Consider the following 26,203-nt stretch of genomic DNA (forward strand, 5'->3'; position numbering starts at 1 on the left):
GCTAGTCACAGCTCCAGAAAATTTTGCAGCAAACGGGCACCGGCTGCGCCTGAGCGCTCCGGGTGGAATTGGGCGCCGAAGAAGTTGCTGTGATCTGCAACCCCACCGACGATGGCGGTAAACGGCTGGCCGTAGTCGCAGGTCGCCAGCGTCGCTTCGGTTACCTCCAGCGCATAGGAGTGGACGAAGTAGAAGTAGCTGCCGCTCGGGATCCCCTTGAGCAGAGGATGGGTCTCGTCATGCTCAATCTGGTTCCAGCCCATATGGGGCAGGCGCAGATTGCCGACTTCCATCAACCGGATCTTGCCCGGCACTATGCCGAGACAGTCGATGAGATCGCCTTCACTGCCATCGGCACTCATGCTCTCTTCGGAGGCCTCCGCCAGCATCTGCATGCCGAGGCAAAAGCCCAGCAGCGGCTGCTTGGCGGCGCGAATAAGGGGCACCAGCCCGCGCTCGTTGAGGTTCTTCATTGCGGCCACCGCGGTGCCGACGCCGGGCAGGATCAGCTTGTCCGCCTGCTCGATATCGGCTGCCTGGCTTGAGACCAGCGGCTGCACATCGAGGCGTTCGAACGCCATTCTGACTGATGCCAGATTGGCGCAGCCAGTATCGATAATGACCAGCTTCTGCTTGCTCACATCCATCACAGCACTCCCTTGCTGGAGGGAAGCTCGCTTCCTTCCACCCGAATAGCCTGACGCAGGGCGCGGCCAAAGCCTTTGAACAGTGCCTCTACCTGATGGTGGGTGTTGCCGCTACCCACCTTCATCTGCAATGTGATGGCCATGGCGTCTGACAGCGAGCGGAAGAAGTGGGGCACCATCTCGGTGGCCATCTCGCCCACGTTGTCGCGGCCAAAGCCGCTCGGGCAGTCAAACACGAAGTAGGGGCGACCGCTGAGATCCAGCGCGGTGCTCACCTCCAGCTCGGTCAGCGGGCGCGCATCGATCACTGCCTGCACCTCGTCCATCGCCAGCACAAAGCCGAAGCGGCCGATCCCGCGTTTGTTGCCAAGGGCCTGACGCAGCGCCTGACCCAGCGCTAGCCCCACATCCTCTACCGTGTGGTGATCGTCAATATGCAGATCGCCGCTGACGTTCAGCTTGAGCTGGAAACCGGCGTGGGTCGCTATCTGATCCAGCATGTGATCAAAGAAGCCGATACCGGTGGCGATCTGGTTGCCGCCGCTCTTGTCCAAGTCAACTGCTACCTGAATGCGGGTCTCCTTGGTGTTGCGCTCCACCGAGGCTACGCGCCCCTTGGACAACAGCTGATCACGGATGGCGAGCCAGTTGTGATCCTGCGGGTGGTAGCGAATGCCGCCAATGCCCATATTCTCGGCCAGCTGCAGATCGGTCTGGCGATCGCCAATCACGAAAGAGTTGGCAAAGTCGATGCGACCAGAGGCGAGGTACTCCTTCACCAGCCCGAGGTGGGGCTTGCGGCAGCTGCAGCCGTCGGTGGGAAAGTGGGGGCAGATCAGCACCTGTTCCCACTTCACCCCTTGCGATTCAAACAGGTGCATCATCAGGTCGTGGGGTGGCTGGAAGTTCTCCAGCGGCAGGCTGGCGGTGCCCAGTCCATCCTGATTGGTCACCATCATCAGCACGTAACCGGCGGCCTGCAACTCGCGCAGTACCGGAATGACCATGGGCTCGAAGCGCAGCTTGGCGAGGCTATCCACCTGCTTGTCCGTCACCGGCTCTTCAATCAGGGTGCCGTCGCGGTCGATAAACAAAAACGGGGTCTTCATCGCTACATCCTTGTCTTACAAAGTGGAAGAGGGCAGGTCACGCAATACCGCCAGCACGGCATCCATCTCGCCCTGATAGCCGATGGTGACGCGAATGCTGTTATCAAGGCCCGGCTTGGTCGAGAAATCCCGCAAGATGATGCCGGCGGCCTTCATGGCGGCAAAGACGGCGGCGCCATCCACAAAGCGCACCAGCACGAAGTTGCCCTTGTCCTCGAATACTTCCCTTACGCAGGCAAGCTTTGCCAGCTCTGCCTTGAAGGCGGCTTTTTGCTTGTTGAGCTCTACCACTCGCTCGCGCATCAGCTCCAGCCCCATGGGGGAGAGGGCTTGCACCGCGATCTGGGCGATGGGCTCGGGGATGGGATAGGGGGCGATCACCTTGGCCAGCATGGCGATCACCTCGGGGCTTGCCAGCGTAAAGCCGCAGCGGATCCCCGCCAGGGCAAAAGCCTTGGAGAGGGTGCGGGTCACCACCAGATTGGGGAAGCGGGCCAGCAGGTCCACCACGGACGCCTCGGGGCAGAACTCGATATAGGCCTCGTCCACCACCACGATGGCGCGATCCCGCGCCTTCTCCAGCAGGGCGATAAGGCCGTCGCGACCCACCAGATCCCCGGTGGGGTTGTTGGGGGAGCAGAGAAACACCAGTTTCACATCGCTGAGGCGATCGGCGATGGCGGGCCAGTCCGGTTGGCGGCTGGCGGTCAGTGGCTGCTCGACGATACCAACACCGCAGGTCTCGGCGCTGATGGCGTACATGCCGTAGGTGGGCGGGCAGATGAGGATCTGATCTTCACCCGCTTCGCAGAAGGTGCGAATAAGCAGCTCGATGGCCTCATCGGCGCCGCGGCTCACCAGCACCTGATCCGGATTGACCCCGGCGTAGGCGGCATAGCCATTCACCACCTCGGCCGGTTGGCACTCGGGGTAGCGGTTGAGGCGGCTTCCCTCGATGGTGAAGGGATAGGCCTGTGGCGCCTCGTTGGCGTTGAGCCAGACGTGGCCCTTGCCGCCGATGCGGCGGGCGGATTGATAAGGGGTGAGGGCCCGCACCACGCGGCGTGCCAGATTGGCAATGCTCATGACAAATCCTTCTGCTGTGCTGTTGGTTGGGGCGCGGCGGCCAGGGCGTTCAATCTGAGGGTGACGGCATTCTTGTGGCCATCGAGCCCTTCGGCCTGAGCAATGCGCTCGACGATGGGGCCAAGGCCGCGGATACCTTCGGCGCTCAGCTCCTGCACCGTGTAGCGGCGCTGATAATCGGCGAGACCAAGGCTGGAACAGGTGCGGGCATAGCCATAGGTAGGCAGAGTGTGGTTGGTGCCGCTGGCGTAATCGCCGACTGACTCGGGCGTCCATGCTCCCAGAAAGATGGAACCGGCGTTCTCGAGTTTATCCAGCAGATCACGCGGGGCGCGGGTCTGCACGATCAGGTGCTCCGGTGCGTAGGCGTTGGAGATGGCACACGCCTCGGCCAGATCGTCGCAGAGGATCACCAGACTGCTGCCGAGCGCCTGCGCGGCGATATCGCGGCGGCTCAACTTGGCCAGCTGGCTCTTGATTTCTCCTGCGATGGCATCGGCCAGCAGCGGCGAGGTGGTCACCAGCACCACCTGGCTGTCGGGGCCGTGCTCGGCCTGGGAGAGCAGATCCGCCGCCACGAAGGCGGGGTTGGCGCTCTCGTCGGCAATCACCAGCACCTCGGAGGGGCCGGCGGGCATGTCGATGGCGGCGCCGCGCCAGTCGCGGGATACCTGCCCCTTGGCTTCGGTCACATAGGCGTTGCCCGGGCCAAAGATCTTGTCCACCTTGGGAATGCTCTCGGTGCCGTAAGCCATGGCGGCGATGGCCTGGGCGCCGCCGATGGCGAACACCTTCTCGACGCCGCAGGCGCGGGCGGTAAACAGGATCTCGTCGCTGGCCGGAGACGGGGTGCAGAGCACCACTTCACGGCAACCTGCGATAGCAGCCGGAATGGCCAGCATCATCACGGTGGAGGGGAGCGGCGCGCTGCCACCCGGCACATAGAGGCCGACCCGGCTGATGGGCTGGGTACGCAGCTCGCACACCACCCCGGGCTGGGTTTCCACCCGTACCACAGGCTGCACTTGGGCGGCGTGGAAGGTGCGAATATTGGCAATCGCCGCTTCGATGGCGCTTTTGATGTCGTCATCCAGCCGCGCGCAGGCAGCTTCAATCTCATCTTCGCTGACGCGCAACCGCTCACGGGGGGCGCGCTCGAAGCGCAGGCTGAGCTCGCGCAGGGCCTCATCGCCACGGCTGCGTACCGCTGCGATGATCTCTTTGACCACGGCGCCGATATCGGCCTCGTCATTGAGGGCCGGTCGGGTCAGCACGTCGGCCTGCTGGGCAGGAGAGAGGGTCTTCCAGATCAGGGTCTGCATGATGTCCCTTCCTTATTCCATCATTTTTTCGATGGGCAGCACCAGAATGGAGCTGGCACCGAGGGCCTTGAGCTGCTCCATTGTCTCCCAGAACAGGGTCTCGCTGGAGACGACGTGCAGCGCCACCTGATTGGTGTCACCGGCCAGCTGCATGATGGTGGGGCGCTCGGCACCCGGCAGCAGATCGGTGATTGCATCGAGCTTGTCTTTGGGGGCGTGCAGCATGATGTACTTGCTCTCGCGGGCCTGCTGCATCCCCTGAATGCGGGGCAGCAGTTTGTCGATGAGCTTCTGCTTGGCATCGGACAAGGGGTTGGGGGCCTGTACCAGTACCGCCTTGGAGCGGTAGATCACCTCCACCTCTTTGAGGCCATTGGCTTCCAGGGTCGCGCCGGTGGAGACCAGATCGCAGATGGCATCGGCGAGACCCGCGCGGGGTGCCACTTCCACCGAGCCGCCCAGCATCACGCTCTTGAAGCCGAGACCCTTGTCGTCAAAGAAGCGCTTGAGCAGCCCGGGATAGGAGGTCGCGATGCGTTTGCCGGCAAGACTCGCTGGCCCTGTGTAGTTCACATCTTCTGGCACCGCCAGCGAGAGGCGGCAGCCACCAAAGTCCAGCTGCTTGAGGGTTTTGACCTCGAAGGGTAGTCCCTGTGAAGCGCGAATAAGCTGCACCTCTTCCAGCACGTTCTCGCCGATGATGCCAAGGTCAACCACCCCTTCCATCACCAGACCCGGGATGTCGTCATCGCGCACCCGCAAGATATCGATGGGCATGTTCTCGACATGGGCGATAAGGCGCTGCTCGCGCAGGTTGATTTTCAGGCCGCAGCTCTTGAACAGGGCTTGGGAGTCCTGGCTCAGACGACCGGACTTTTGCATGGCGATACGCAGACGTTGTGTTTCCATTGCTCGATTTCCTTCTAGTCAAAAACGAAAAAACCCTCGGAAGTGGGTGCTTCCGAGGGTTTATGAATCTTGCGGTCCTTTTGGAAGTCACCAGTTAAGTGTCTTCCAGCAGTCAACCTCCTGAAAGACTAGTCGGGATGATGATGGTGGTGATGAGTCTTCAGGGTGGTGAACATCATGTAATCAATCCTTTACAAAATAAGATGTCGTAATTGACGCCTGATTTAAACTACCTGCCTTGACAGAAAATGCAACCCGAAATTGTGATTTGATCGATTAAAGTTGAGAAAACGGTTTTCTGGTCGATAACTAGACAATAACCCCCGCAGGAGTTTGTATCATGCCCAGCCAGGACCTGTTGTTCCCCATTTTGCCCCGGGCACCTGCCGCGCCCGGTAGCGAAGAGATCAAGCGGGAAGTGAACCAGATCAGCAAGAAACATCAACTGCGCAAGACCGGCACTGACAACAGTGACTCCCAGCAGCGCCAGCAGGCTTATAACACGCCCGCCAAGCGTGATCAGCCAAAGGCGGAGGAGGACGATCACAAGCCGGATCCCGATCACCAGATCGATCTGTTCGTCTAGGCGCAGAATCAGTCCCGCTTTTGCCACACTTTTGGCATAATGGCCGCTTTTGCTGCGGGACGCCCTTTTGACCATCCAGACCCTGTTCAAGCCAGATGGCCCTCTGGCCAGCCATATCGACGGTTTCAAAGCCCGCGCTCCCCAACTGGAGATGGCCGAAGCGGTCGCGCGCGCCATCAAAAGTGGTGGCCGTCTGCTAGTGGAGGCGGGGACAGGTACCGGCAAGACCTACGCCTATCTGGTGCCTGCGCTGGAGTCCGGCAAACGGATCGTGATCAGCACCGGCTCCAAGAACCTGCAGGAGCAGCTCTTTTACCGGGACCTCCCGACCATCACAGGCGCGCTCTCCTATACCCCGCCGGTGGCCCTGCTCAAGGGGCGCAGTAACTATCTCTGCATCGAGCGGATGAACCGGCTCTTGAGCGAATCCCACCTGCAAAAACCGGAAGTGCTCAATGATCTGGTGAAGGTGAAATCCTGGTCGACCGCCACCGACAATGGCGACGTGGGGGATATTCCGGGGCTGCAGGAGAACGCCGAGATCCTGGCTCATGTCACCAGCACCAATGAAAACTGCCTCGGTCGCGATTGCCCCTATTACGACGACTGCCATCTGGTGGTCGCCCGTCGCCGCGCCATGGACGCCCAGGTAGTGGTGATCAACCATCACCTCTTCTTCGCCGATATGGCGGTGAAAGACACCGGATTTGGCGAGTTGGTGCCACAGGCGCAAGTCTATGTGTTTGACGAGGCACACCAGCTGCCGGAGATCGCCACCAACTACTTCGGCAAGTCGGTAGGCAGCCGCACCATTCAGGATTTGGCACAGGATATCCAGCTGGCCTATCGGGCCGAAGCCCACGACATGGCCCAGCTTGGCAAGGCGGCGGATCGGCTCGCTATCGCCAGTCAGGACTTGCGTCTCGCCTTCGGGGTGGATGGCGGTCGCGGTAATACCCGCGACATGCTGCGCCAGCCGCTTTGGGGGCAGGCTTTGGCTCGTCTCAACGATGCCATCGGGCTTTGCTACGAAGTGCTGAAACTGGCTCTCGGCCGTGGCGAGCAGCTGGATCACGCCTTCGAGCGAATCAGTGAACTGCGCACCCGCCTGGGTGAAGTGCTGGCGGTCAACCAGACCGGTTTCTCCTACTGGTACGACTGCTCACGGCTTCATTTCACCCTCAATCTGACGCCGCTGTCGGTGGCCGAGCGATTCAGTGCCGAGGTGCAAAGACCGGAAGTGGCCTGGGTCTTCACCTCCGCCACCCTGACGGTGGATATGCGTTTTGATCACTTCAAGGCCGAGCTGGGGCTGGCGGGCAGTGCTGAGCTTATTCTCGACAGCCCGTTCGACTATGGCGAGCAGGCGCGGCTCTGTGTGCCCCGTTATCTGCCGGAGCCCAACGCCTTTGGCCGCGGCGAGCTGCTGGCCAATTTGATGATCCCGCTGATCAACAAGACACCGGGCGGCTGCTTCTTCCTCTGCACCAGCCATCAGGTGATGCGTCAGGTGGCCGAGGTGCTGCGCCGGGAAATTGGTCGCACCGTCTTGCTGCAGGGGGAGGATAACAAGCAGCGGTTGCTCAAGGAGTTTGTCGAGAATGGCCGCGCCGTGCTGGTGGCGACCAGCAGTTTCTGGGAGGGGATCGACGTGAGAGGGGCGGCGTTGTCGTGTGTTATCATCGACAAACTGCCGTTTGCCAGCCCTGATGATCCGCTGCTCAAGGCGCGGGTGGATGATTGCAAACTCAAGGGGGGGGATCCCTTCGCCGAGCTGCAGTTGCCCAAGGCGGTGATTGCCCTCAAACAGGGGGTGGGACGGCTTATTCGTGATCGCAGTGATCACGGGGTGCTGGTGATCTGTGATCCACGAATGGTCAACAAACCTTACGGCGCCACCTTTATCAAGAGTCTGCCCGCCATCCCCCGTACCCGGGAGTTGGGAACGCTGGGGCGTTTTTTCGATCGCACTGAACGCGGTGAATAAGTGTGCCGCCAGCTAACAGATTTGAACAACGGGTGAGCGTATCTCGCTTGCCGGTTATGTAATTGACTGATTTTATAGAGATTGGAAAGCATGAACGAGTTGAAGATCCTGGCCGTTGATACCGCCACCGAAGCCTGCTCCGCCGCCTTGCTGGTGGGTGACAAGCTGTTCTCCCGCTGGGAGGAGGCGCCACGGGATCACACCCGAAAAATCCTGCCCATGGTTCAGGCTGTGTTAGAGGATGCCGGGATAAGTTTGAGTGACCTCGATGCCATTGCGTTCGGTCGCGGCCCGGGCTCCTTTACTGGCGTGCGGATCGGCATCAGTGTGGCGCAAGGTCTGGCGTTTGGTGCGGGTGTGCCGCTGATTGGCATCTCGACCTTGGCCGCTATGGCGCAAGGCGCCTATCGACTGGATGGCGCCGAGCAGGTGCTGACCGCCATCGATGCGCGGATGAACGAGGTATATTTCGGCCGCTATGAGCTCATTGATGGCCGCATGCAGCTGGTGGGGGACGAGGTGGTGAGTGAGCCCGCGGCGCTGGTTGATGCCCGTGGCAAGCTGACGGGCCCTGTGACCTGCGTCGGCACCGGTTTTGAAACCTATGGCGAGACCCTGAGTGGTCTGGCCGATGAGCTGGCGGTGAGCCAGGTGCGCTTCCCGGCGGCAGAGGACATGCTGCCGCTGGCCCGCGCCGCCTGGCTGGCGGGGGAGGCGGTGCCTGTGGAGCAGGCGACGCCGGTTTATTTGCGTGACAAGGTGACCTGGAAAAAACTGCCGGGTCGCGAATAAGGGCAGGAGCGCTGACGTCATGTCGCTCTTGCCGCTCATCAGCTGCAACACAAGCGGATGGCCCGACGGGCCACGCCGGCAACGGGAGAGTGACATGATGCGTAATACCAGAAGCGACATGATGAAACGCACAATGGTGGTCGGGGCGCTGGCCCTGCTGCTCGGGGCCTGCAGCTCGGTCCCCAAGGAGCTGGCTTATGAGCCCGAAAATCAGCTGGTGGCCTATCAGCCAGCCCTTGGCGGAATGGAGGGCAAACCGGCCCGCTGGAGCGGCGTTATCTCGGCGGTGCACAACAAGGCGGATCAGAGCGTTATTGAAGTAGTCTATCTGCCGCTTAAATCCAACGGCGTGCCGGAGCAGACCGAGCAGAGCCCGGGCCGTTTTCTGGCCATCATGAAGGGTTTTGTCGATCCGACCCTCTACGCCAAGGGGCGCAGCCTGACGGTGCTTGGCACCATAGGCCAACCGGTGGATAGCCAGATTGGCGAGCACAAGTACCGCTTCTCTGTGCTCAATGTGACGGGCAGCAAGCTGTGGCCGCCAGTCAAGGAGGTGGAGGTGCGCTATATGGACCCCTACTTCTACGACCCCTTCTATGATCCCTTCTGGCCAAGACGGCCGCTGCGTCGCTAAGGCTTGCCATGATCAAGAGCATCAAAAGCACTCTGCACGAACGTCCGCTGACCCTGGCAGATGGTCGGCAGGTGGCCCTGCTTGAGAATCAACTCGCGGATCAGGCTCAGCAGGGCAAACCCCTGCTGATTGCCCTGCACGGCTGGCTCGACAACAGTGCCAGCTTCTTGCCGCTGGCGCCGCATCTGGGTGATTTTCACCTCATCTGTGTCGATCTGCCGGGGCACGGTCATTCCGATCACAAAGCCACCCCTTATGTCTTTGTCGACTGGCTGGACGATCTCTACCAGATCGTGCAGGCGGCAGGGTGGTCGCGTTTCACTCTGCTCGGTCACTCCCTCGGGGCGCTGATCGCCTCCGCCTATGCCGGGGTGTTCCCCGAACAGGTGGAGCGGTTGATCATGCTGGAGGGGCTGGGGCCGCTGAGTCAGCCCGATGAGGAGGTACCTGCCCAGCTGCGACGTGCAATTTTAAACCGCAGCCGCACCCGGGAGCGCAGTGCCAACGGCTTTGCTTCCATCGATGAGGCTGTCGCCGCCCGTTGCAAAGTGGCGGATATCACGCCGCAGGCGGCGCATCTTATCTGTGAACGGCAGCTTGAGATGAGGGCAGGGCGCTGGCACTGGCGCAGCGACCCCCGCTTGCGGGATCTGTCGCCCCTGAGAATGAGCGAAGGACAAGCTCGGGCACTGATGGCGGCTATCCGTTGTCCTGTGCTGTTGATTCAGGGGGAGCAGGGCTTTGCTGCGCTTGAAGCCCAATGGCAGGCCCGTCAGGATGCCTTCCAGCAGATCGAACGGGTCATATTGGGTGGAAACCACCATTTTCATATGGAAAATTCGGTTGATACGGCCGTTTGTATCGTAAAGTTTTGTCAAGTTCGGTAGAATCGCCAGCTTTCAATAATTCCAGGTTTGTTTTCTCCCTCACATTTTTCTGTTGTTAATTTGCTGTTAATTGATGTTGCGCTGTGTAAATATGTGCGGCATTAGAGCATCAGCTTAAAACAACCGATTAAAATGGATGTGAACCGGGACGGAGGCAACACAGTGAGCGCACAGGTGCTAGTTATGCAGGAGAAGTTTGTGGAAAAAGTCTGGCTGAAACGTTATCCGGAAGGGGTCCCCGCCGAGATCAATCCAGACCAATACAGCTCCCTGGTCGAGATGTTCGAATCCTCGGTGACCCAGTTTGCCGATCAGCCCGCCTTCGTCAACATGGGCCAAACCATCACCTACCGCCGACTGGAAGAGCAGTCCCGCGCCTTTGCTGCCTATCTTCAAAACGAGCTGAAGCTGGAGAAAGGGGATCGGGTTGCGGTGATGATGCCTAACCTGCTGCAATACCCCATCGCCGTGTTCGGCATCCTGCGCGCCGGCATGATCGTGGTCAACGTCAACCCGCTCTATACCCCGCGCGAGCTGGAGCATCAGCTCAAAGATTCCGGTGCCAAGGCCATCGTCATCGTCTCCAACTTCGCCCATACCCTGGAAAAGGTGGTCTACGACACCCCGATCAAGCACGTTATCCTGACCCGGATGGGGGATAACCTGGGGCTGGCCAAGGGCACCTTGGTCAACTTCGTGGTCAAGTACGTCAAGAAGCTGGTGCCGAAATACAATCTGCCCCACGCTACCACCATGCGTCAGGCCCTCTCCAAGGGGCGTTTCCTGCAGTACATCAAGCCGGAGATCACCAACGACGATCTCGCCTTCCTGCAGTACACCGGTGGCACCACCGGCCTCTCCAAAGGGGCCATGCTGACTCATCGCAACATGATTGCCAACGTCGAGCAATGCCTCGGCGTCTACGGCCCCATGCTGGAGCGCGGCAAGGAGTTCGTGGTCACCGCGCTGCCGCTCTATCACGTCTTTGCCCTGACCGTGAACTGCCTGCTCTTTATGCGCATCGGTGGTTACAACCTGCTGATCAGCAACCCGCGCGACATTCCGGGTTTTGTCAAAGAGATCAAGAAGTATCCCTTCACCTGCATTACCGGGGTCAACACCCTGTTCAATGCGCTTGTCAACAACGAAGAGTTTCAGGGGATCGCCTTTGACAAGCTCAAGCTCACCATCGGCGGCGGCATGGCGGTGCAGCGCGCGGTTGCGGAGAAGTGGAAGACACTGACCGACACTCCGCTGCTGGAAGGCTATGGCCTGACCGAGTGTTCGCCACTGGTGAGCGTCTGCCCCTACGATCTGACCGATTACAACGGCTCCATCGGTCTGCCGGTCTGCTCTACCGAGATCCGGCTGGTGGATGACAACGGTCAGGTGATCCACGCCCTCGGCACCCCGGGCGAGATGCAGGTGCGCGGCCCGCAGGTGATGGTGGGCTACTGGCAACGTCCCGAGGCCACTGCCGAAGTGATGCAGGATGGCTGGCTCTGTACCGGTGATATCGCCGTGTGCGACGAGCAGGGCTTCTTCAAGATCGTCGATCGCAAGAAGGACATGATCCTGGTCTCCGGTTTCAACGTCTATCCCAACGAGATCGAAGATGTGGTGGCGCTCCATCCGAAAGTGCTGGAAGTAGCCGCAGTCGGCGTGCCGCACAAGGTCTCCGGCGAGCTGGTGAAGATCTTTGTGGTCAAGAAAGATCCAAAGCTGCAGGAGGACGAGATTATTGCCCACTGCCGCAAACATCTGACTGCCTATAAGGTGCCGAAACTGGTAGAATTTCGTGACGAACTTCCCAAGACCAATGTGGGCAAGATCCTGCGCCGCGTACTGCGTGACGAGGAGATTGCCAAGCAGTAAGGCGCTGCACCGGCTTTCTGGTGTGTCGCAGTGATGCAAAACCGTGGGTCATCCCACGGTTTTTTCTTTTTGGCCCTGATCAACCGCGCAGGCACAGATGCAATATCAACTTATCACTCAGCAAGCCGAACTTGAGCAGTATCTCGCTTCTCTGGCCGACGTTCCCCTGGCTATCGATACTGAATTCGTTCGCACCCGCACCTATTATCCCCAGCTTGGCCTGTTTCAGATCTATGACGGCCAGCAACTGGCGCTGCTCGACCCGCTTACTCTCGATCTGGCACCGCTCTGGCAGCGGCTTGGCCGGGCAGGGCAGATCGCCATTTTGCACGCCTCCGGTGAAGATCTGGAGCTGATCCAGCATCAGGCCGGCCATCTGCCCAACCAGATGCACGATACCCAGCTGGCTGCCGCGTTCCTCGGTCACGGCGTATCGGTCGGTTTCGGCGCGCTGGTCAAGGAGTTCCTCGGCGTGGAGCTGGAGAAGGATCAGGCCCGTACCGACTGGCTGGCTCGCCCGCTGACCCCGCGCCAGCTTGAATATGCAGCGGCTGACGTCTTCTACCTGATACCGCTCTACGAAAAAGTGATGGCCAAACTGCGGGAAAGCGGCAAGTTTGCCTGGTTCGAGCAGGAGTGCCAGAACCACTCCGCCCGCAAGACCCAGGGTAGCGATCCCCGTCAGGCATATCTTGACATCGTCAACGCCTGGCAACTGGGTCGCCGCGAGCTCGCCATCCTGCGTGAGCTGGCCGCCTGGCGCCAGCAAGAGGCGGTGCGCCGGGATCTGGCCCTCAACTTCGTGGTCAAAGAGCTGCACCTGTTCAAGGTGGCAGAGCGTCGTCCTGCCTCCCTGCGGGATCTCAACGAGCTCGGCCTCTCGCCTATCGAGATCAAGATCCACGGCAAGCGGATGCTCGATATTGTCGCCAAGGCGCAGCAGAGCGAGCCTGACAGCTGGCCCGAGCCCATTCGTCGGCTGGTGGACTTCCCCCAGTACAAGGCCGAGCTCAAGCGCATCAAAGCCATGGTGGAAGAGAAGGCCAAGGCGAGCAATATTCCGCCCGAGCTGATTGCCAGCAAGAAGATCATTCACCAGTACTTCACCTGGAGCTGGCGGATGAACGACGAAGAGCGGGCTCGCAGCGACAAGCCGATGCTGCTGCAAGGGTGGCGTCATGAGCTGGTCGGTCACCTGCTGGCACAATAAGCCACCAGACGGTTGCACCCATAAATCAATCCTCACCCCCGGGTGGGGATTTTTATTGGGCGAAAGAGACAAATGGACATGCTGAAATGGGGAACGCAGGTGGAACGTGGCTGGTCGGATGGCAGGAATCGAGAATGAAAAAGAGAGCAGAGAAGGAAAGGCAGCGACTAACACCGCTGCCTTTTTTGATCACCAGATAGGCTGGGTCAGGTAGGGGTTGCTCACCTTCTCGCGGCCGAAGGTGGAGCTGGGGCCGTGGCCCGGGATAAAGACGATTTCGTCCCCCAGCGGCAGCAGGGTCTCGGTGATCGACTTAATCAGGGTCGCGTGATCGCCACGGGGGAAGTCGGTGCGGCCGATGCTGCCGGCAAACAGCACGTCACCAACCCAGGCGAGTTTTTCGGCTTGGGAGAGCAGCACGATATGGCCCGGGGTGTGGCCTGGGCAGAAGTAGACATCCAGCTCGCACTGGCCAAGCTGCACCTTGTCACCCTGCTCCAGCCAGCGATCCGGCGTGAAGGCGGGGGTATGGGCGAAGCCGAACATCTGGCTCTGCTGGGGCAGCATGTCGAGCCAGAAGGCGTCCTCCTTATGGGGGCCGGTAATGGCGACGCCGGTCTTTTCCCGCAGCTCGGCGGCGGCACCGACGTGATCCAGATGACCGTGGGTCAGCAGTATGTGGGTCAGGGTCAGGCCGCGCTTGGCGATGGCGGCCAGCAGTTTGGCCGCTTCGCCGCCCGGATCGATCAGGGCCGCCTGATGGGTCTCGTCACACCAGATGAGGGAGCAGTTCTGGGCGAACTGGGTGACCGGAATCACCTCGAATTTCAACATAGAGTTCCTCTCTTGGGATGGGTCAGCCGCGCAGCGCGCTGGCATGCTGCTCGGCGAAATAGTCGAGACAGGCCTGTTTGTCACCGCGGAATACGATGCGCTCCTGCTTGTTGCCAAGCTGATAGAGATACATGGGGTCGTAGTAGCGGGTCAGCAGCAACGTGATCCAGGCTAGATGCAGCCCGGTATCACCGCTCTTTTCCTGCTCGGTGAGGGCGGTCTGCATCAGGGCATCCAGCTCGCGGTGGGCCTGATCGCCAAGACGGCGCTTGAGGCGGGCCAACGCATCGGTGAGATAGGCGGCAAACAGCGGCCATCCCTCTTCTTGGCCATACATGGCTTGATAGCGCAGCCAGAGATCGTGCACGTAATCTTCGCGGATCTGCTCGGCCCGATCGCACTGCGGCACATCCACCACCACCAGCGGTGCCTGACTCATGGCCTCATGGAGGGAGAGGGGCAGGCAGCAGCGGCCGATCAGGCGACTCTCATCTTCGACCACGAAGGCATGCTCGCCCTGATGGCGGCGCTTGAGCAGCTCGATGGCCATGTTGTTTTCAAAATTGATGTTGCTGGGCTGGCCGCCGGGCAGCTGACCAAACGACGAGCCCCTGTGATGGGCGTGTCCTTCCAGATCGAGCGCTTGGGCCACGTGGTCCAGCATATGGGTCTTGCCGGAACCAGTCATGCCGGTCAGCACAGTCCAGCGGCACTCGGCAGAGGCCTTGTCCTGGGTGTCGATCAGGAAGCGGCGCAGCTCCTTGTAGCCACCGGCGACGCGGGGGCGAGTCACCCCGGCATCAGCCAGCCACTGTTGTACAGTTTGCGAGCGCAGGCCGCCGCGAAAGCAGTAGAGCAGGGCATCGGGCTGCTTGCGCAACTGCGCCAGCCAGCCTTCGATACGTTCGGCACGCACGGCTCCCCCCACCAGCTTGTGTCCAAGCTCAATGGCGGCGGCCTGACCCTGCTTCTTGAAGCAGGTCCCCACCTGGGCGCGCTCATCGTCTGTCATCAAGGGCAGGCTGGTCGAGCAGGGGAAGGCCCCCTCCTTGAACTCGATGGGGGCGCGCACATCAATCAAGGGCACATCGCCTAAAAAAATCTGGGCGTAGTCCGTGGCCAGTGGCAATTCACTCATTGGACAATCTCGATAAAGCGGGTGCCCTCAAGGGGCTTGATCTGGCCGATGGGCGAGAGTTCTAGCCCAGCTCCGCGCGCGATGGCGAGCAACTCGGCTTCGCTCTCTTTACCCACGGCAACCAGCAGGCCGCCGCTGGTTTGCGGATCGCACATGATGTTGCGGGTGCGATCGTCCATGGCATCCAGCTTGTGGCCGTAGGAGTCGTGGTTGCGCAGGGTACCGCCCGGTACGCAGCCCTCGGCGAGGTAGTAATCCACCTCATCCAGCAGCGGCAGCGCCTTGAAGTCGAGGCGGGCACTGACGCCAGATCCTTCACACATCTCCAGCAGATGGCCAGCCAGACCAAAACCGGTGACGTCGGTCATGGCGTGCACACCCGGCAGCTCGGCAAAACGCTGGCCAATCTTGTTGAGGGTGCACATGGCGTTGGGGGCCAGCTGCTCGTGTTCAGGCTTCAGCTTGCCCTTCTTCTGGGCTGTGGTGAGGATGCCGATACCAAGGGGCTTGGTCAGATAGAGGGTGTCACCCACCTTGGCGGTGTCGTTCTGCTTGATGGCATCCAGAGGCACGATACCGGTCACCGCAAGACCGAAGATGGGCTCGGGGGCATCGATGCTGTGGCCACCGGCCAGCGAAATGCCCGCTTCATGGCACACCTGACGGCCACCGTCGATCACCTGCTGGGCCACTTCCGGCGCCAGGGTATTGATGGGCCAGCCGAGGATGGCGATGGCAACGATGGGCTTGCCGCCCATGGCGTAGATATCGCTGATGGCGTTGGTGGCGGCGATGCGGCCAAAGGTGAAGGGGTCATCGACGATGGGCATGAAGAAGTCGGTGGTGGAGACAATGCCCTGACCGTTGCCGATATCGACCACGGCCGCGTCATCCTTGCTGCTGTTGCCAACGATCAGGGTCGGGTCGTTGAAGCCCGGGATCTGGCTCTTGAGAATGGTGTCGAGCACCTTGGGAGAGATTTTGCAGCCACAGCCAGCGCCGTGGCTGTATTGGGTCAGACGAATGGAAGACATACTTACCCCTTGTTTGTGCACCGTGTGCAGAGGCTCTGCGGGAGCCATCTTGGTCAATGCGCGGCCATCTACCGTCATGTAAAGAGCCGCAAAAATAGGTGGCCTTGGCTGCTTCTGGAAGCAGTGATGTCAGGCAGTCACGCAGGGCTGCCGGGTAGGACGGGGAAGAAGAGGCGACAGATGCGCCAACACAGCCCCGCCAAGGGCCACAGGACAGGGCATTATGCCATAAATGCCCCCTCCGGTTCGAACAGGAATTCACACAAAGCGAAGGGGATTGGCGGGTGGAAGTTAAGGGAGTAGAGCGCACGCTTGAGCCACTCAATTATCGGCAGGGGTGAAGAGAACTCGCGGACTTGCCCCGCTGAGGTCGGTTTAACCTCAGCGGGGCTATCAGTTGGCGAAAACGGGTTAGCCGGCTTGCTCCAGCACCGGCTGGCGAGCCTTGCCCCAGCGGCGCAGGCGCCGTTGCAGTGGCCGCTCCAGCAGGTTGTAGCTCAGCGCCGAGAGCCCGATCAGCACCGCCAGCATCAGCAAGGTTGTCACAGCCCCCAGCAGCGGGTTGGTCTGGCCATACCACCACTCGGTGAGCCCCGGCGACAGATAGTGGATGAGCTCGCAGCCGGTGAGCAGCACCAGCGCATGGAGCAGGTAGATGGAGTAGGAGAGGTCCCCCAGCCAGTTGGTGAAGCGGTTATCCAAAAGGCGCAGCAGCGGGCTCTGGCGCTCCCCCTGGGCGGCGGCAATCCAGATCAACAGCACGTAGGTGCTGATCAGCAGCAGGGTCAGCTGCGGCGTCATGGTGAACTGCATCAGCGCGAAGGGCAGCACAAAGGCGATCAAGAGCGGCAGATCATGCTGCATCATGGGCGAGCCTTTCGCGGCCTTCACCCTCGGCAGCAGCCAGAGGCCGAGCACAAACTCACTCACCCCGCGTCCCACCGCAAGCGCGCCGCTGGTGACATCCAGGGTGCCGCGACTGTGCACGATAAAGGCCAGCACCGTCAGCGCCAGCAGGGGGGCGAGATGGCTCCAGCGACTGCGGGTCACCGCCAGCGGGATCAGCAGCGGGAATAGCAGGTAGCTAATCCACTCTACGCTCAGGGACCAGGCGGCGAAGTTCCAGGTCAACCCGTGATCGGTCACCACCTGCAATAGCAGGAAGGCGCTTGGCAGCGCCTCGGCTGGCGTGAAGGGCGAACCGAAGGGCTGCATCCCTTCCCACTCCCACATCTTGAACAGGGGGCCAGCATAGAAGCCCACCCCGTGCTGTGCCTTGTAAAGCTCCCAGCCAACCAGCAGCAACAGGGTTACCAGGTAGAGGGGGTAGACGCGGGTCAGCCGCAGCCAGAGAAAGCGGCCATAGCCCACGGTGCGGGGCGTGCGGGTGAAAGCCTCCCCATAGACATGTGCCAGCACCACGCCGCTCAAAATAAAGAACAGATCGACCCAGAGGTAGCCATTCTCGATGAGTTGAGTGTGGCCTGCGATCGGCTCCATCCACTGGGGAAAGAGCAATAATCGGGCATGGAACAGCACCACCATCAGGGCAGCGATGCCCCGCAGCGGCGTTAACAGCGGCAATGATTGATTCATATCGGGATCCCTTGTGATGTTCAGCTTGGCCTGACATCTATTTTGTTGTTGTGCCGCCCATCAATCCTGACGGGACGGTTGCCCCGGCTCGGCTGCCGCAGGCGGGATCACACTACGGAAAAGAGAGTCATACGGGTGTGATTTAAATCATAAATGTGCAGTTATTGTGCAAAAAATTTAAACAGATAAAAACGTGGGACGCAGGCAGGGAAAGAGGAGGAGAGAGAACACCCATAAAGCAGAGAGGGTGGTCCACGGGGCGAGGGTCAGGTCTACAGGGGTTAAGAAGCAAAACAATCAGGCCCGCAAGGGGCCTGATTGATCACAAGGGGAGGGTAGTTGCCGATCAGCGGGCGCGTACCACCAGACCCTTGAGGTAGAAGCCTTCCGGATAGGCGGTACCGATGGGGTGATCGGAGGCCTGGGAGAGCAGCTCCAGGATCTGGGCATCGCGACCGGCGTCGAGCGCCGCATCAGCAACGATCTTCTGGAACAGGCTCTGCTCCATCAGGCCGGAGCAGGAGTAGGTCAAGAGCACGCCACCCGGCGCCAGCAGCTGGAACGCCAGCAAATTGATGTCCTTGTAGCCACGGCAGGCACCCAGCAGCTGGGCCTTGCTTTCGGCAAACTTGGGCGGGTCCAGCACGATGACATCGAACTTCTCGCCCTTCTCGCGATATTCACGCAGCAGCTTGAACACGTCGTGACGGACAAATTGGGTATTGCTGGTATCCAGCCCGTTCAGCTCGGCATTCTGGCGGGCAATATCCAGCGCATTCTGGGAGAGATCGACGTTGACCACTTCTTTGGCGCCGCCCTTGAGGGCATAAACGCCAAAACCGCCGGTGTAGCAGAAGCAGTTGAGCACCCGCTTGCCTTCGGTGTACTTGGCTGCAGCCTGACGGTTGTCACGCTGATCCAGATAGAAACCGGTTTTGTGGCCGTTGCGAATATCCACCAGGATCTTGACGCCGCCATTCTCCTCGATGACCACCGGCTCGTTCGGGGTCTCGCCATAGATAACGCCGGTGCGCTCTTTCAGCCCTTCCTTCTTGCGCACTGCTACATCGGAGCGCTCATAGATGCTGCACTCGGGGTAGAGGGTACGCAGCGCTTGCGTTATCAGCTCACGCTGGAACTCGGCACCAGCGGAGAGAATTTGGCACACCAGAAAATCGGCATAACGGTCGATGGTCAGACCCGGCAGGCCGTCGGATTCGGCGGCGCAGAGGCGATAACCGGTGAGGCCCTGACGCTTGATGAGCCCGTCACGGGACTCTTGCGCATATTTGAGGCGACGGATAAAGAAGTCGAGATCGACGGTCTCATCCTTGTCGAAGGTCCAGACCCGGGCACGGATCTGGGAGCTGCCTGACCAGGCGCCACGGGCGAGCCACTTGCCATCGTTGGCATAGATCTCGACGGTATCGCCGTCAATGGGGTTGCCCTGAACCCGCTCAATCCCCTTGGAGAAGATCCAGGGGTGGCGACGCAGCAGGGATTTTTCGCGGCCTTTGACGAGATAGATGGAAGCGCTCATGGATGTTTGCCGATGGTAGAAAGAAAAGGGGCCACATTCTATGTGGCCCGCAGGTAAAACTCAAACAACCCTGTGTAATGGATGGGGTTGCCCTGATCTGACACCTCATATGGTCAGAGCTTAATCCCCTTGAGTGCCTGGGCCAGTTCGCTGGCGGTGGCTTTCAGCCCCTGCGTGCCAGCTACCGAGGCGCTGGCGGATTCTTCCACCTGCGCCGCTTCATGGCGCACCTGATCCAGATTGTGGGTGATCTCGGCGGCGACCGAGCTCTGCTCTTCGCTGGAGGTGGCGATCTGGGTGCTCATCTCCAGCACCGCATCGCTGTGGTTGCTCAGCTTCTCGATATCGAGCCCCACCTCGCTGATGAGCTGCTGGCTGCTGGCGGCGCGCCCCACGGTTTTCTCCATGATCTCGTTCAGCGCCCCGGTACCGGTCTGAAGCTCTTCGATCATCTGCTGGATCTCCACCGTCGCCTGCTGGGTACGGCTGGCGAGGGTACGCACTTCATCCGCCACCACCGCAAAGCCGCGACCCTGCTCACCGGCCCGTGCCGCTTCGATGGCGGCGTTGAGGGCCAGCAAGTTGGTCTGCTGGGAGATGGCGTTGATGACGTTGACCACTTCGTTGATGCGGTTGGCGTTGTGGGTCAAGCGCTCAACCGCGCCGGAGGCATTGCCAATCTCGTCGGCCAGGGTACGGATCGCTTCGATGGTGCGGGCTACCCGGTTGGCGCCATTGGCCGCCTCTTCGCTCGACTGGCGGGTCTGTTGCAGGGTGTCGTTGGCATTGCGCGCTACTTCGCGGATCGCCGCCGACATCTGTTCCATGGCGGTGGCCAGTGAATCCATGTGCTGGCGCTGGGAACGCGCCATGCTCTCGCCTTCGCGGGCATGGTCACGAAACTCGTCGGCGGCCATGGTCAGCGCTTCGGCAGACTCCTCCACCAGTTTGACGATTTGGTGCTGGCGGTCGGTAAAGCGGTCGATGCTGCCCGCCAGGGTGGAGAACTCGTCGCGCACCGGAAAGAAGTTGAGTCGGAAGGTGAGATCCCCGTCCGCCACGGTTTGCAGCGCCTTGTTGGTGGAGTAGAGCGCACCGGAGACAAAGGTCATCATGTAGTGGATTACCAGTGCCATCAGGGCGGCCAGCGCGCCGATCAGGAGCAGGGTCGAGCCCTGACCCTCCCACATGGAGAGGTTGCCGGTGTCAAGATCACCGGTGACGTAGCCTGCCTGACCCGCTGGCGCGGTAAAGAGGTAGTGCTCTCCTTGTTGCTGCAACCCGCTGCTGCCTTGCCGGGTCAGACGCAGATCAGCAGGCAACACCAGAGTGGGCTGCTGGCTGACCAGCTGCGCCGTGCTCTCAACCCGTTGCTGCAACTGCGCTACCCGCAGGGAGATCTCCTGCTGATGGCTGGCCGCCAGCATATACCAGCTGAGAAAGGCGATGATGAAGAGAGGTAACCAGAACGCGATATGGAATTTTTCACTGATGGTGAGGTGAATGAGATAGCGGTCAACCCACCGGAATTTAACTTCTTTCATAATGGAGCTGCATCCTGCAGAGATAGAGTGTCGGGCACATTATCGTCTCGGGAATTTTTTTCTTAAGCGGAAGGTGTGAGAAATGGGAGAGCAATCGTTTGTCATTCGGGTGTGGGGGCAGGTGCAGGGGGTGGGATTTCGCTATTTCACCCGTGAGCGGGCGCTGCAACTGGGTTTGCGGGGCCATGCCTACAACCTGGAGGATGGCTCGGTGGAGATCCTCATCAGCGGCCCCGCGCAGGGGGTGCAGATGATGCTGGGTTGGCTGGAGCATGGCCCGCGCACCGCCAGGGTGACCCGGATGGAGTATGAAGAGGCGCTGCCGCCCACCGGCCAGGGCTTTCACACCAACTGAAGGGGCGGGGACGAGATGGACGCTGACAAGGAAAGTCTGTTGCTGACTCAGGCAACAAGCTGGGTCGCCCGTTATCAGGAGGCGGCGCGAGCGGTGCGCGAAGAGGCCAGCGAACCGGCCGTGCATGGCTACCGTATCGCGGCGCGCCGCTTGCTGGCACTGCTCGCCCTGTGGCGACCACTCGCCTATCATCCCGAGCTGGAGCGGCGTCTGCTGCGCTCGGTCGGGCGGCTTTCGGCGCTGCGGGATGCTCAGGTCTACGCCGAGCGTTTTGGCAAGCCGCCTGCCAGCACGGGCAATACCCACAAATCGGCCTGTCGCGTGCCCCTGTTGTCGAGGCGACTGGCCCGCTGGCTTGCAGCGGTGGCGCAGGTGCCGGATGCGCGGGCATTGGCATCGCTCTATCAGCAGCATCTGGCCCTGCGCCTTGATGAGGCGCAGGGCGCTCTCGATGAACCTATTCCCTGCGTTGGAAAATCTGCCAGCTCCCGTCAGCAACAGTTGCGCCGCTGGCATTGGCTGCGCCTCGAGATCAAGCAGGCCCGTTATGGCGTGGAACTGTTGCTGGATCTGGGGAGTGGAGATCCCGGCTGGTTGAGCACCCTGACTCACTGGCAGGAGCGACTCGGCCAGTTGCAGGATTGGCGACAATGGCGGCGGAGGTTGCGAGCAGAGCAGGGGAACACCCAGAAGCAGACGAAACTGCGGCAGCAGTTGAAGGGGAAGATCACCACCCGTTTGCGTCAACTGGACTGCCAGCAGGCGGAGCTGGTGGCGCTCAAACTGGCGATGCAGGCAGGCCACAACATGAATGACATGCCAAGTCGGCTGGTCAGGTATTCAGAACAAAATGTATCGCCCGCGAATCCCTGTTGTGGATAGCTCCGAGACCGCAATCTGCGAAAGTCATCCGCGACCAGCATCTACAAAAACTATCCAGGTCAAACAGGTGAGACAAAAAAGAGAGGCCGTTTGGCCTCTCTTCTCTATCTGGTTGTGGTCGCAGTCAGCGATACGCTTACTTGACGCGCATACCCGGCTGGGCGCCTTCCTGCGGCTCCAGGATCCAGAGATCCTTGCCGCCCGGGCCTGCAGCCAGCACCATGCCTTCGGACATGCCGAAACGCATCTTGCGCGGCGCCAGGTTGGCCACCATCACGGTCAGCTTGCCTTCCAGATCTTCCGGGTTGTAGGCGGACTTGATACCGGCAAACACCTGACGGGTTTCGCCGCCGATATCCAGTTGCAGCTTGAGCAGCTTCTCGGCTTCCGGTACCGCTTCGGCCTTCTTGATCAGCGCTACGCGCAGGTCAATCTTGGCAAAGTCGTCATAGGTGATGGTTTCGCTGATGGGGTCATCAGCCAGCGGACCGGTCACTTTCGGTGCCTGCTCCTTGGCCAGGTCTTCCTTGGATGCCTCGATCATGGCTTCAATCTTCGCAGGTTCGATGCGGGAGAAGAGGGCCTTGAACGGCTCAACGGTGTGATCGACCAGCGGCATTTCGATGCCATCCCAGCTGAGGGTTTCAGCCAGGAAGGCTTCGGCACGCTCGGCCAGCAGCGGCATGACGGGCTTGAGGTAGGCCATCAGCACACGGAACAGGTTGATGCCGACGGAGCAAACAGCTTGCAGCTCGGCATCAGCGCCTTCCTGCTTGGCGATAACCCAGGGCGCCTTGTCGTCCACGTAGCGGTTGGCCTTGTCGGCCATCGCCATGATTTCGCGGATGGCGCGGCTGAACTCGCGGCTCTCATAGGCTTCCGCAATAGCGGTACGGGCGTTGGCGAATTCGGCGTAGAGTTCGGGCTCGGCGCAAGTGGCAGCCAGCTTGCCGCCAAAACGCTTGGCAATAAAACCGGCGTTGCGGGAGGCGAGGTTAACCAGCTTGTTAACCACGTCGGCGTTGACGCGCTGCACGAAATCTTCGAGGTTCAGGTCCAGATCATCGATGCGGCTGTTGAGCTTGGCGGCGTAGTAGTAACGCAGGCACTCCGGATCCAGGTGGTTCAGGTAGGTAGATGCCTTGATAAAGGTGCCCTTGGACTTGGACATCTTGGCGCCGTTGACGGTCACATAGCCGTGTACGTTGACCTTGGTCGGCTTGCGAAAGTTGGCACCTTCCAGCATGGACGGCCAGAACAGGCAGTGGAAGTAGGCGATGTCCTTGCCGATGAAGTGGTAGAGCTCGGCGTCGGAGTCGACTTTCCAGTAGCTGTCAAAGTCGATGTCGCCACGCTTGTTGCACAGGTTCTTGAAAGAGGCCATGTAACCGATGGGGGCATCCAGCCAGACGTAGAAGTACTTGCCCGGGGCGCCGGGGATTTCAAAACCGAAGTAGGGGGCGTCACGGGTGATGTCCCACTGCTGCAGGCCGCTTTCGAACCACTCTTGCATCTTGTTGGCCATCTCTTCCTGAATGGCGCCGGAGCCGCGCACCCATTCTGAGAGCCATTTTTCAAACTGCGGCAGGTCGAAGAAGAAGTGCTCGGAGTCCTTCATCACCGGAGTCGCACCGGAGACGGCAGATTTCGGATCGATAAGCTCAGTCGGGCTGTAGGTGGCGCCGCAGCTGTCACAGTTGTCGCCATACTGCTCCGGAGACTTGCACTTGGGGCAGGTACCCTTGACGAAACGGTCCGGCAGGAACATCGATTTTTCCGGATCAAACAGCTGGGAGATGGTGCGGCTCTTGATAAAACCACCATTTTTCAGGCGGCCGTAGATCAACTCCGCCAGCTCGCGGTTTTCGTCGCTGTGGGTGGAGTGATAGTTGTCAAAGCTGATGTTGAACCCGGCGAAATCGGCCTGGTGCTCTTTGGAGACCGCCGCAATCATCTCTTCCGGGGTGATCCCCATCTGCTGTGCCTTGAGCATGATCGGGGTGCCGTGGGCATCATCGGCACAGATAAAGTGCACCTGATGACCGCGCATTCGCTGATAACGAACCCAGATATCGGCCTGGATATGTTCCAGCATGTGGCCAAGATGGATGGAGCCATTGGCATAGGGGAGGGCGCAGGTTACCAGCATTTTACGAGGATCAGTTGCCATATTACGTTCTTGATGTGCTTGTTGGGATGATAGAGTGCCGTGCATGTTACCCGAATTGGGGGTAGCCTGCCTAGGGTTGTGGCTATGCCAACCTTGGCAGCACCTGCTGTTACGATGGCAGGCAAGCCACTGATTTGTGTGCGGTAACCGTTCACCTCAAGATAATGACAAGATAATGAGGAGTTAATGGTGATTGATTCAGTAAAACAGATCCTCGCCGAATTTAAGCCAGCTGGCTGGCACAAGGATCTGGTGGATGCCGGATTTGTTCGCGAGATCATCAATCAGGGTCAGGGGCTTACTATCCGGCTGGTATTGCCGTTTGCCGGTCTCTCGCTGCTCGATCAGCTCAAAGAGAACTACGATGCCAGGCTGCGTAGCGCCACCGGTGCCGCCCGTATTAACTGGGCACTGGAGATTGACGTCGCCAGCATGCCGAGGGCGCAGGGCCTCAATGCCGTGCAGGGCATTCGCAACATCATCGTGGTTGCTTCCGGCAAGGGGGGGGTGGGCAAATCCACCACCGCGGTCAATCTGGCGCTGGCCCTGCAAAAAGAGGGGGCGCGGGTCGCTATTCTCGATGCCGATATCTATGGCCCCTCCATTCCCACCATGATGGGCACCCTCAAGGAGCGTCCCGTCAGTCATGATGGCAAGCTGATGGAGCCGGTGATGGCCTGCGGCCTCAAGAGCAACAGCATCGGCTATCTGGTCTCCGAGCAGGATGCCACCATCTGGCGTGGCCCCATGGCTAGCAAGGCGCTGGCGCAGATCCTCCATGAGACCCGCTGGGGCGAGGTGGATTATCTGGTGGTAGACATGCCGCCGGGCACTGGCGATATCCAGCTCACTATGGCTCAGCAGGTGCCGACTTCAGCGGCGGTGATCGTCACCACCCCGCAGGATGTGGCGCTGGCCGATGCCCGCAAGGGGATCGCCATGTTCCACAAGGTCAATGTGCCGGTGCTCGGTATTATCGAGAACATGAGCTACCACGTCTGCAGTGCCTGTGGTCATCATGAGCCGCTGTTTGGTACCGGTGGCGGCCAGAAGATGGCAGAGCAGTATCAAGTGGCACTGCTTGGTCAATTACCGCTGCACATCGATATCCGCCAACACATGGATGATGGCTGCCCGACGGTGTTCGGCGCACCGGAAGGGAGCCTGGCTCAGGCCTATTTGAAGCTGGCGCGCAGGGTTGGGGCTGAACTCTTTTTCAGCGCAAAACCGATTGCGACCCCCCTCTATGCCATGGCGCTGGATGAATAATCGGCGGTCGGTCACTTGAAAGGGAATTGAGGGTGGGCATGACCCACCCTTTTTTATATAATGGATCGGTTTAAACCATCCCCACTGCTCTTCTCTTTTAGGTATTTGTCATGTCTGATACTCAACATTCGTGTGTGATCATCGGTATTGCGGGCGCATCTGCGTCTGGCAAAAGTCTTATAGCCCAGACCATTTATGAAGAGCTGGTGGCCGAACTGGGCGCAGGTCAGATTGGTGTGATCACCGAAGATTGCTACTACCGTGATCAGACCCACCTGACCATGGAAGAGCGGGTCAAGACCAACTATGACCACCCCAATGCCCTGGATCATGACTTGCTGGTACAGCACCTGAGCCAACTGGTCAAAGGTGACGCGGTTGCCATTCCCCAGTACTCCTACACCGAACACACCCGGATGAGCGAAGTGACCCCGTTTGCGCCGCGCCGGGTTATCATCTTGGAAGGGATCCTGCTGCTGACCGACAGCCGTCTGCGGGATCTGATGGATGCCTCCATCTTTATGGATACCCCGCTCGATATCTGCCTGCTGCGCCGTCTGGTGCGTGATGTTCAGGAGCGTGGCCGTACCATGGACTCCGTGCTCAAGCAGTATCAGAAGACGGTGCGTCCGATGTTCCTGCAGTTTATCGAGCCGTCCAAACAGTATGCCGATGTGATCGTGCCCCGTGGTGGCAAGAACCGCATCGCCATCGACATGCTCAAGGCGCGTATTCGCCACATGTTGATTGGTTAAGATGAAACAAGCCGGGTGATGCCCGGCTTTTTTAAAAGCACA

Annotated in this window: 23 protein-coding genes and 1 other annotated feature; of the genes, 11 read left to right on the plus strand and 12 right to left on the minus strand. The window is 60.1% G+C overall.

Features of this window, described 5'->3' with window-relative positions:
• Positions 1-5: 5 nt before the first annotated feature.
• The 5 genes from hisH to hisG are packed head-to-tail and all read right to left on the minus strand — an operon-like array spanning position 6 to position 5,073.
• Positions 6-647, minus strand: coding sequence for an imidazole glycerol phosphate synthase subunit HisH (hisH, locus tag G5221_RS00595; protein ID WP_421262600.1), 642 nt, complete (start codon positions 645-647; stop codon positions 6-8).
• Positions 647-1,756, minus strand: a complete 1,110-nt coding sequence (gene hisB / locus G5221_RS00600) for a bifunctional histidinol-phosphatase/imidazoleglycerol-phosphate dehydratase HisB (RefSeq protein WP_421262601.1) — start codon at positions 1,754-1,756, stop codon at positions 647-649. Before hisB ends, hisH begins: the two co-directional genes overlap by 1 nt.
• 15 nt (positions 1,757-1,771) lie before the next feature.
• Positions 1,772-2,842 carry a histidinol-phosphate transaminase gene (hisC, locus tag G5221_RS00605; protein WP_421262602.1) on the minus strand — a complete coding sequence of 357 codons (1,071 nt, stop codon included), beginning with the start codon at positions 2,840-2,842 and terminating at the stop codon, positions 1,772-1,774.
• On the minus strand, positions 2,839-4,164 hold the full coding sequence (gene hisD, locus G5221_RS00610; RefSeq protein ID WP_216953611.1) for a histidinol dehydrogenase: 1,326 nt from the start codon (positions 4,162-4,164) through the stop codon (positions 2,839-2,841). Before hisD ends, hisC begins: the two co-directional genes overlap by 4 nt.
• A gap of 12 nt (positions 4,165-4,176) precedes the next feature.
• On the minus strand, positions 4,177-5,073 hold the full coding sequence (hisG, locus tag G5221_RS00615) for an ATP phosphoribosyltransferase (RefSeq protein ID WP_151285979.1): 897 nt from the start codon (positions 5,071-5,073) through the stop codon (positions 4,177-4,179).
• A 28-nt stretch (positions 5,074-5,101) separates the two neighbouring features.
• Positions 5,102-5,226: a sequence feature (His leader region), on the minus strand.
• Positions 5,227-5,413: 187 nt separating this feature from the next.
• Between hisG and G5221_RS00620 the strand changes: the two genes are divergently transcribed.
• The 7 genes from G5221_RS00620 to rnd all read left to right on the plus strand — a co-directional run bounded on the left by G5221_RS00620 (position 5,414) and on the right by rnd (position 13,044).
• Complete coding sequence (locus G5221_RS00620; RefSeq protein ID WP_139408228.1) at positions 5,414-5,659, plus strand: hypothetical protein; 246 nt, start codon at positions 5,414-5,416, stop codon at positions 5,657-5,659.
• Between the two features lie 67 nt (positions 5,660-5,726).
• Positions 5,727-7,646, plus strand: coding sequence for an ATP-dependent DNA helicase (locus tag G5221_RS00625; RefSeq protein WP_421262603.1), 1,920 nt, complete (start codon positions 5,727-5,729; stop codon positions 7,644-7,646).
• Between the two features lie 90 nt (positions 7,647-7,736).
• Complete coding sequence (gene tsaB, locus G5221_RS00630; RefSeq protein ID WP_202003965.1) at positions 7,737-8,438, plus strand: tRNA (adenosine(37)-N6)-threonylcarbamoyltransferase complex dimerization subunit type 1 TsaB; 702 nt, start codon at positions 7,737-7,739, stop codon at positions 8,436-8,438.
• 118 nt (positions 8,439-8,556) lie between these two features.
• A complete protein-coding gene (locus G5221_RS00635) occupies positions 8,557-9,072 on the plus strand; it encodes a Slp family lipoprotein (protein ID WP_019446435.1) in 516 nt (171 codons plus the stop codon).
• An 8-nt stretch (positions 9,073-9,080) separates the two neighbouring features.
• Positions 9,081-9,959 carry an alpha/beta fold hydrolase gene (locus tag G5221_RS00640; protein WP_421262604.1) on the plus strand — a complete coding sequence of 293 codons (879 nt, stop codon included), beginning with the start codon at positions 9,081-9,083 and terminating at the stop codon, positions 9,957-9,959.
• A 198-nt stretch (positions 9,960-10,157) separates the two neighbouring features.
• Positions 10,158-11,834 carry a long-chain-fatty-acid--CoA ligase FadD gene (fadD, locus tag G5221_RS00645; RefSeq protein ID WP_368193725.1) on the plus strand — a complete coding sequence of 559 codons (1,677 nt, stop codon included), beginning with the start codon at positions 10,158-10,160 and terminating at the stop codon, positions 11,832-11,834.
• A 97-nt stretch (positions 11,835-11,931) separates the two neighbouring features.
• Positions 11,932-13,044 (plus strand): ribonuclease D, encoded by a 1,113-nt coding sequence (gene rnd, locus G5221_RS00650; RefSeq protein ID WP_421262605.1) that lies wholly within the window; start codon positions 11,932-11,934, stop codon positions 13,042-13,044.
• 189 nt (positions 13,045-13,233) lie between these two features.
• On the opposite strand, the gene G5221_RS00655 is transcribed toward rnd, so the two are convergent.
• The 6 genes from G5221_RS00655 to G5221_RS00680 form a co-directional block, all read right to left on the minus strand.
• A complete protein-coding gene (locus G5221_RS00655) occupies positions 13,234-13,878 on the minus strand; it encodes an MBL fold metallo-hydrolase (RefSeq protein ID WP_421262606.1) in 645 nt (214 codons plus the stop codon).
• A 22-nt stretch (positions 13,879-13,900) separates the two neighbouring features.
• Positions 13,901-15,016 carry a tRNA 2-selenouridine(34) synthase MnmH gene (gene mnmH, locus G5221_RS00660; protein ID WP_323924097.1) on the minus strand — a complete coding sequence of 372 codons (1,116 nt, stop codon included), beginning with the start codon at positions 15,014-15,016 and terminating at the stop codon, positions 13,901-13,903.
• Complete coding sequence (gene selD, locus G5221_RS00665; RefSeq protein WP_421262607.1) at positions 15,013-16,050, minus strand: selenide, water dikinase SelD; 1,038 nt, start codon at positions 16,048-16,050, stop codon at positions 15,013-15,015. The genes mnmH and selD overlap by 4 nt, the downstream gene beginning before the upstream one ends.
• Before the next feature lie 411 nt (positions 16,051-16,461).
• Positions 16,462-17,646: an acyltransferase family protein gene (locus G5221_RS00670; RefSeq protein ID WP_421262608.1), complete on the minus strand. Its 1,185-nt coding sequence runs from the start codon at positions 17,644-17,646 to the stop codon at positions 16,462-16,464.
• A gap of 346 nt (positions 17,647-17,992) precedes the next feature.
• Complete coding sequence (locus G5221_RS00675) at positions 17,993-19,186, minus strand: class I SAM-dependent methyltransferase (RefSeq protein WP_421262609.1); 1,194 nt, start codon at positions 19,184-19,186, stop codon at positions 17,993-17,995.
• Positions 19,187-19,299: 113 nt separating this feature from the next.
• Positions 19,300-20,730, minus strand: a complete 1,431-nt coding sequence (locus G5221_RS00680; RefSeq protein WP_421262610.1) for a methyl-accepting chemotaxis protein — start codon at positions 20,728-20,730, stop codon at positions 19,300-19,302.
• Positions 20,731-20,812: 82 nt separating this feature from the next.
• Here G5221_RS00680 and G5221_RS00685 point away from each other — a divergent pair, with 82 nt between their 5' ends.
• A complete protein-coding gene (locus G5221_RS00685) occupies positions 20,813-21,085 on the plus strand; it encodes an acylphosphatase (RefSeq protein WP_005345583.1) in 273 nt (90 codons plus the stop codon).
• A gap of 15 nt (positions 21,086-21,100) precedes the next feature.
• Positions 21,101-21,967, plus strand: coding sequence for a CHAD domain-containing protein (locus G5221_RS00690; protein ID WP_421262611.1), 867 nt, complete (start codon positions 21,101-21,103; stop codon positions 21,965-21,967).
• 136 nt (positions 21,968-22,103) lie between these two features.
• Here G5221_RS00690 and metG read toward each other — a convergent pair whose 3' ends face one another.
• Positions 22,104-24,137 (minus strand): methionine--tRNA ligase, encoded by a 2,034-nt coding sequence (gene metG / locus G5221_RS00695; RefSeq protein WP_421262612.1) that lies wholly within the window; start codon positions 24,135-24,137, stop codon positions 22,104-22,106.
• A gap of 186 nt (positions 24,138-24,323) precedes the next feature.
• Here metG and apbC point away from each other — a divergent pair, with 186 nt between their 5' ends.
• A complete protein-coding gene (apbC, locus tag G5221_RS00700) occupies positions 24,324-25,406 on the plus strand; it encodes an iron-sulfur cluster carrier protein ApbC (protein ID WP_421262613.1) in 1,083 nt (360 codons plus the stop codon).
• A 110-nt stretch (positions 25,407-25,516) separates the two neighbouring features.
• Positions 25,517-26,161 (plus strand): uridine kinase, encoded by a 645-nt coding sequence (gene udk, locus G5221_RS00705; RefSeq protein WP_005345570.1) that lies wholly within the window; start codon positions 25,517-25,519, stop codon positions 26,159-26,161.
• Positions 26,162-26,203 lie beyond the last annotated feature (42 nt).

The sequence above is a fragment of the Aeromonas sp. 602200 genome (assembly GCF_049173895.1).
GTDB classification, from domain to species: domain Bacteria; phylum Pseudomonadota; class Gammaproteobacteria; order Enterobacterales; family Aeromonadaceae; genus Aeromonas; species Aeromonas veronii_A.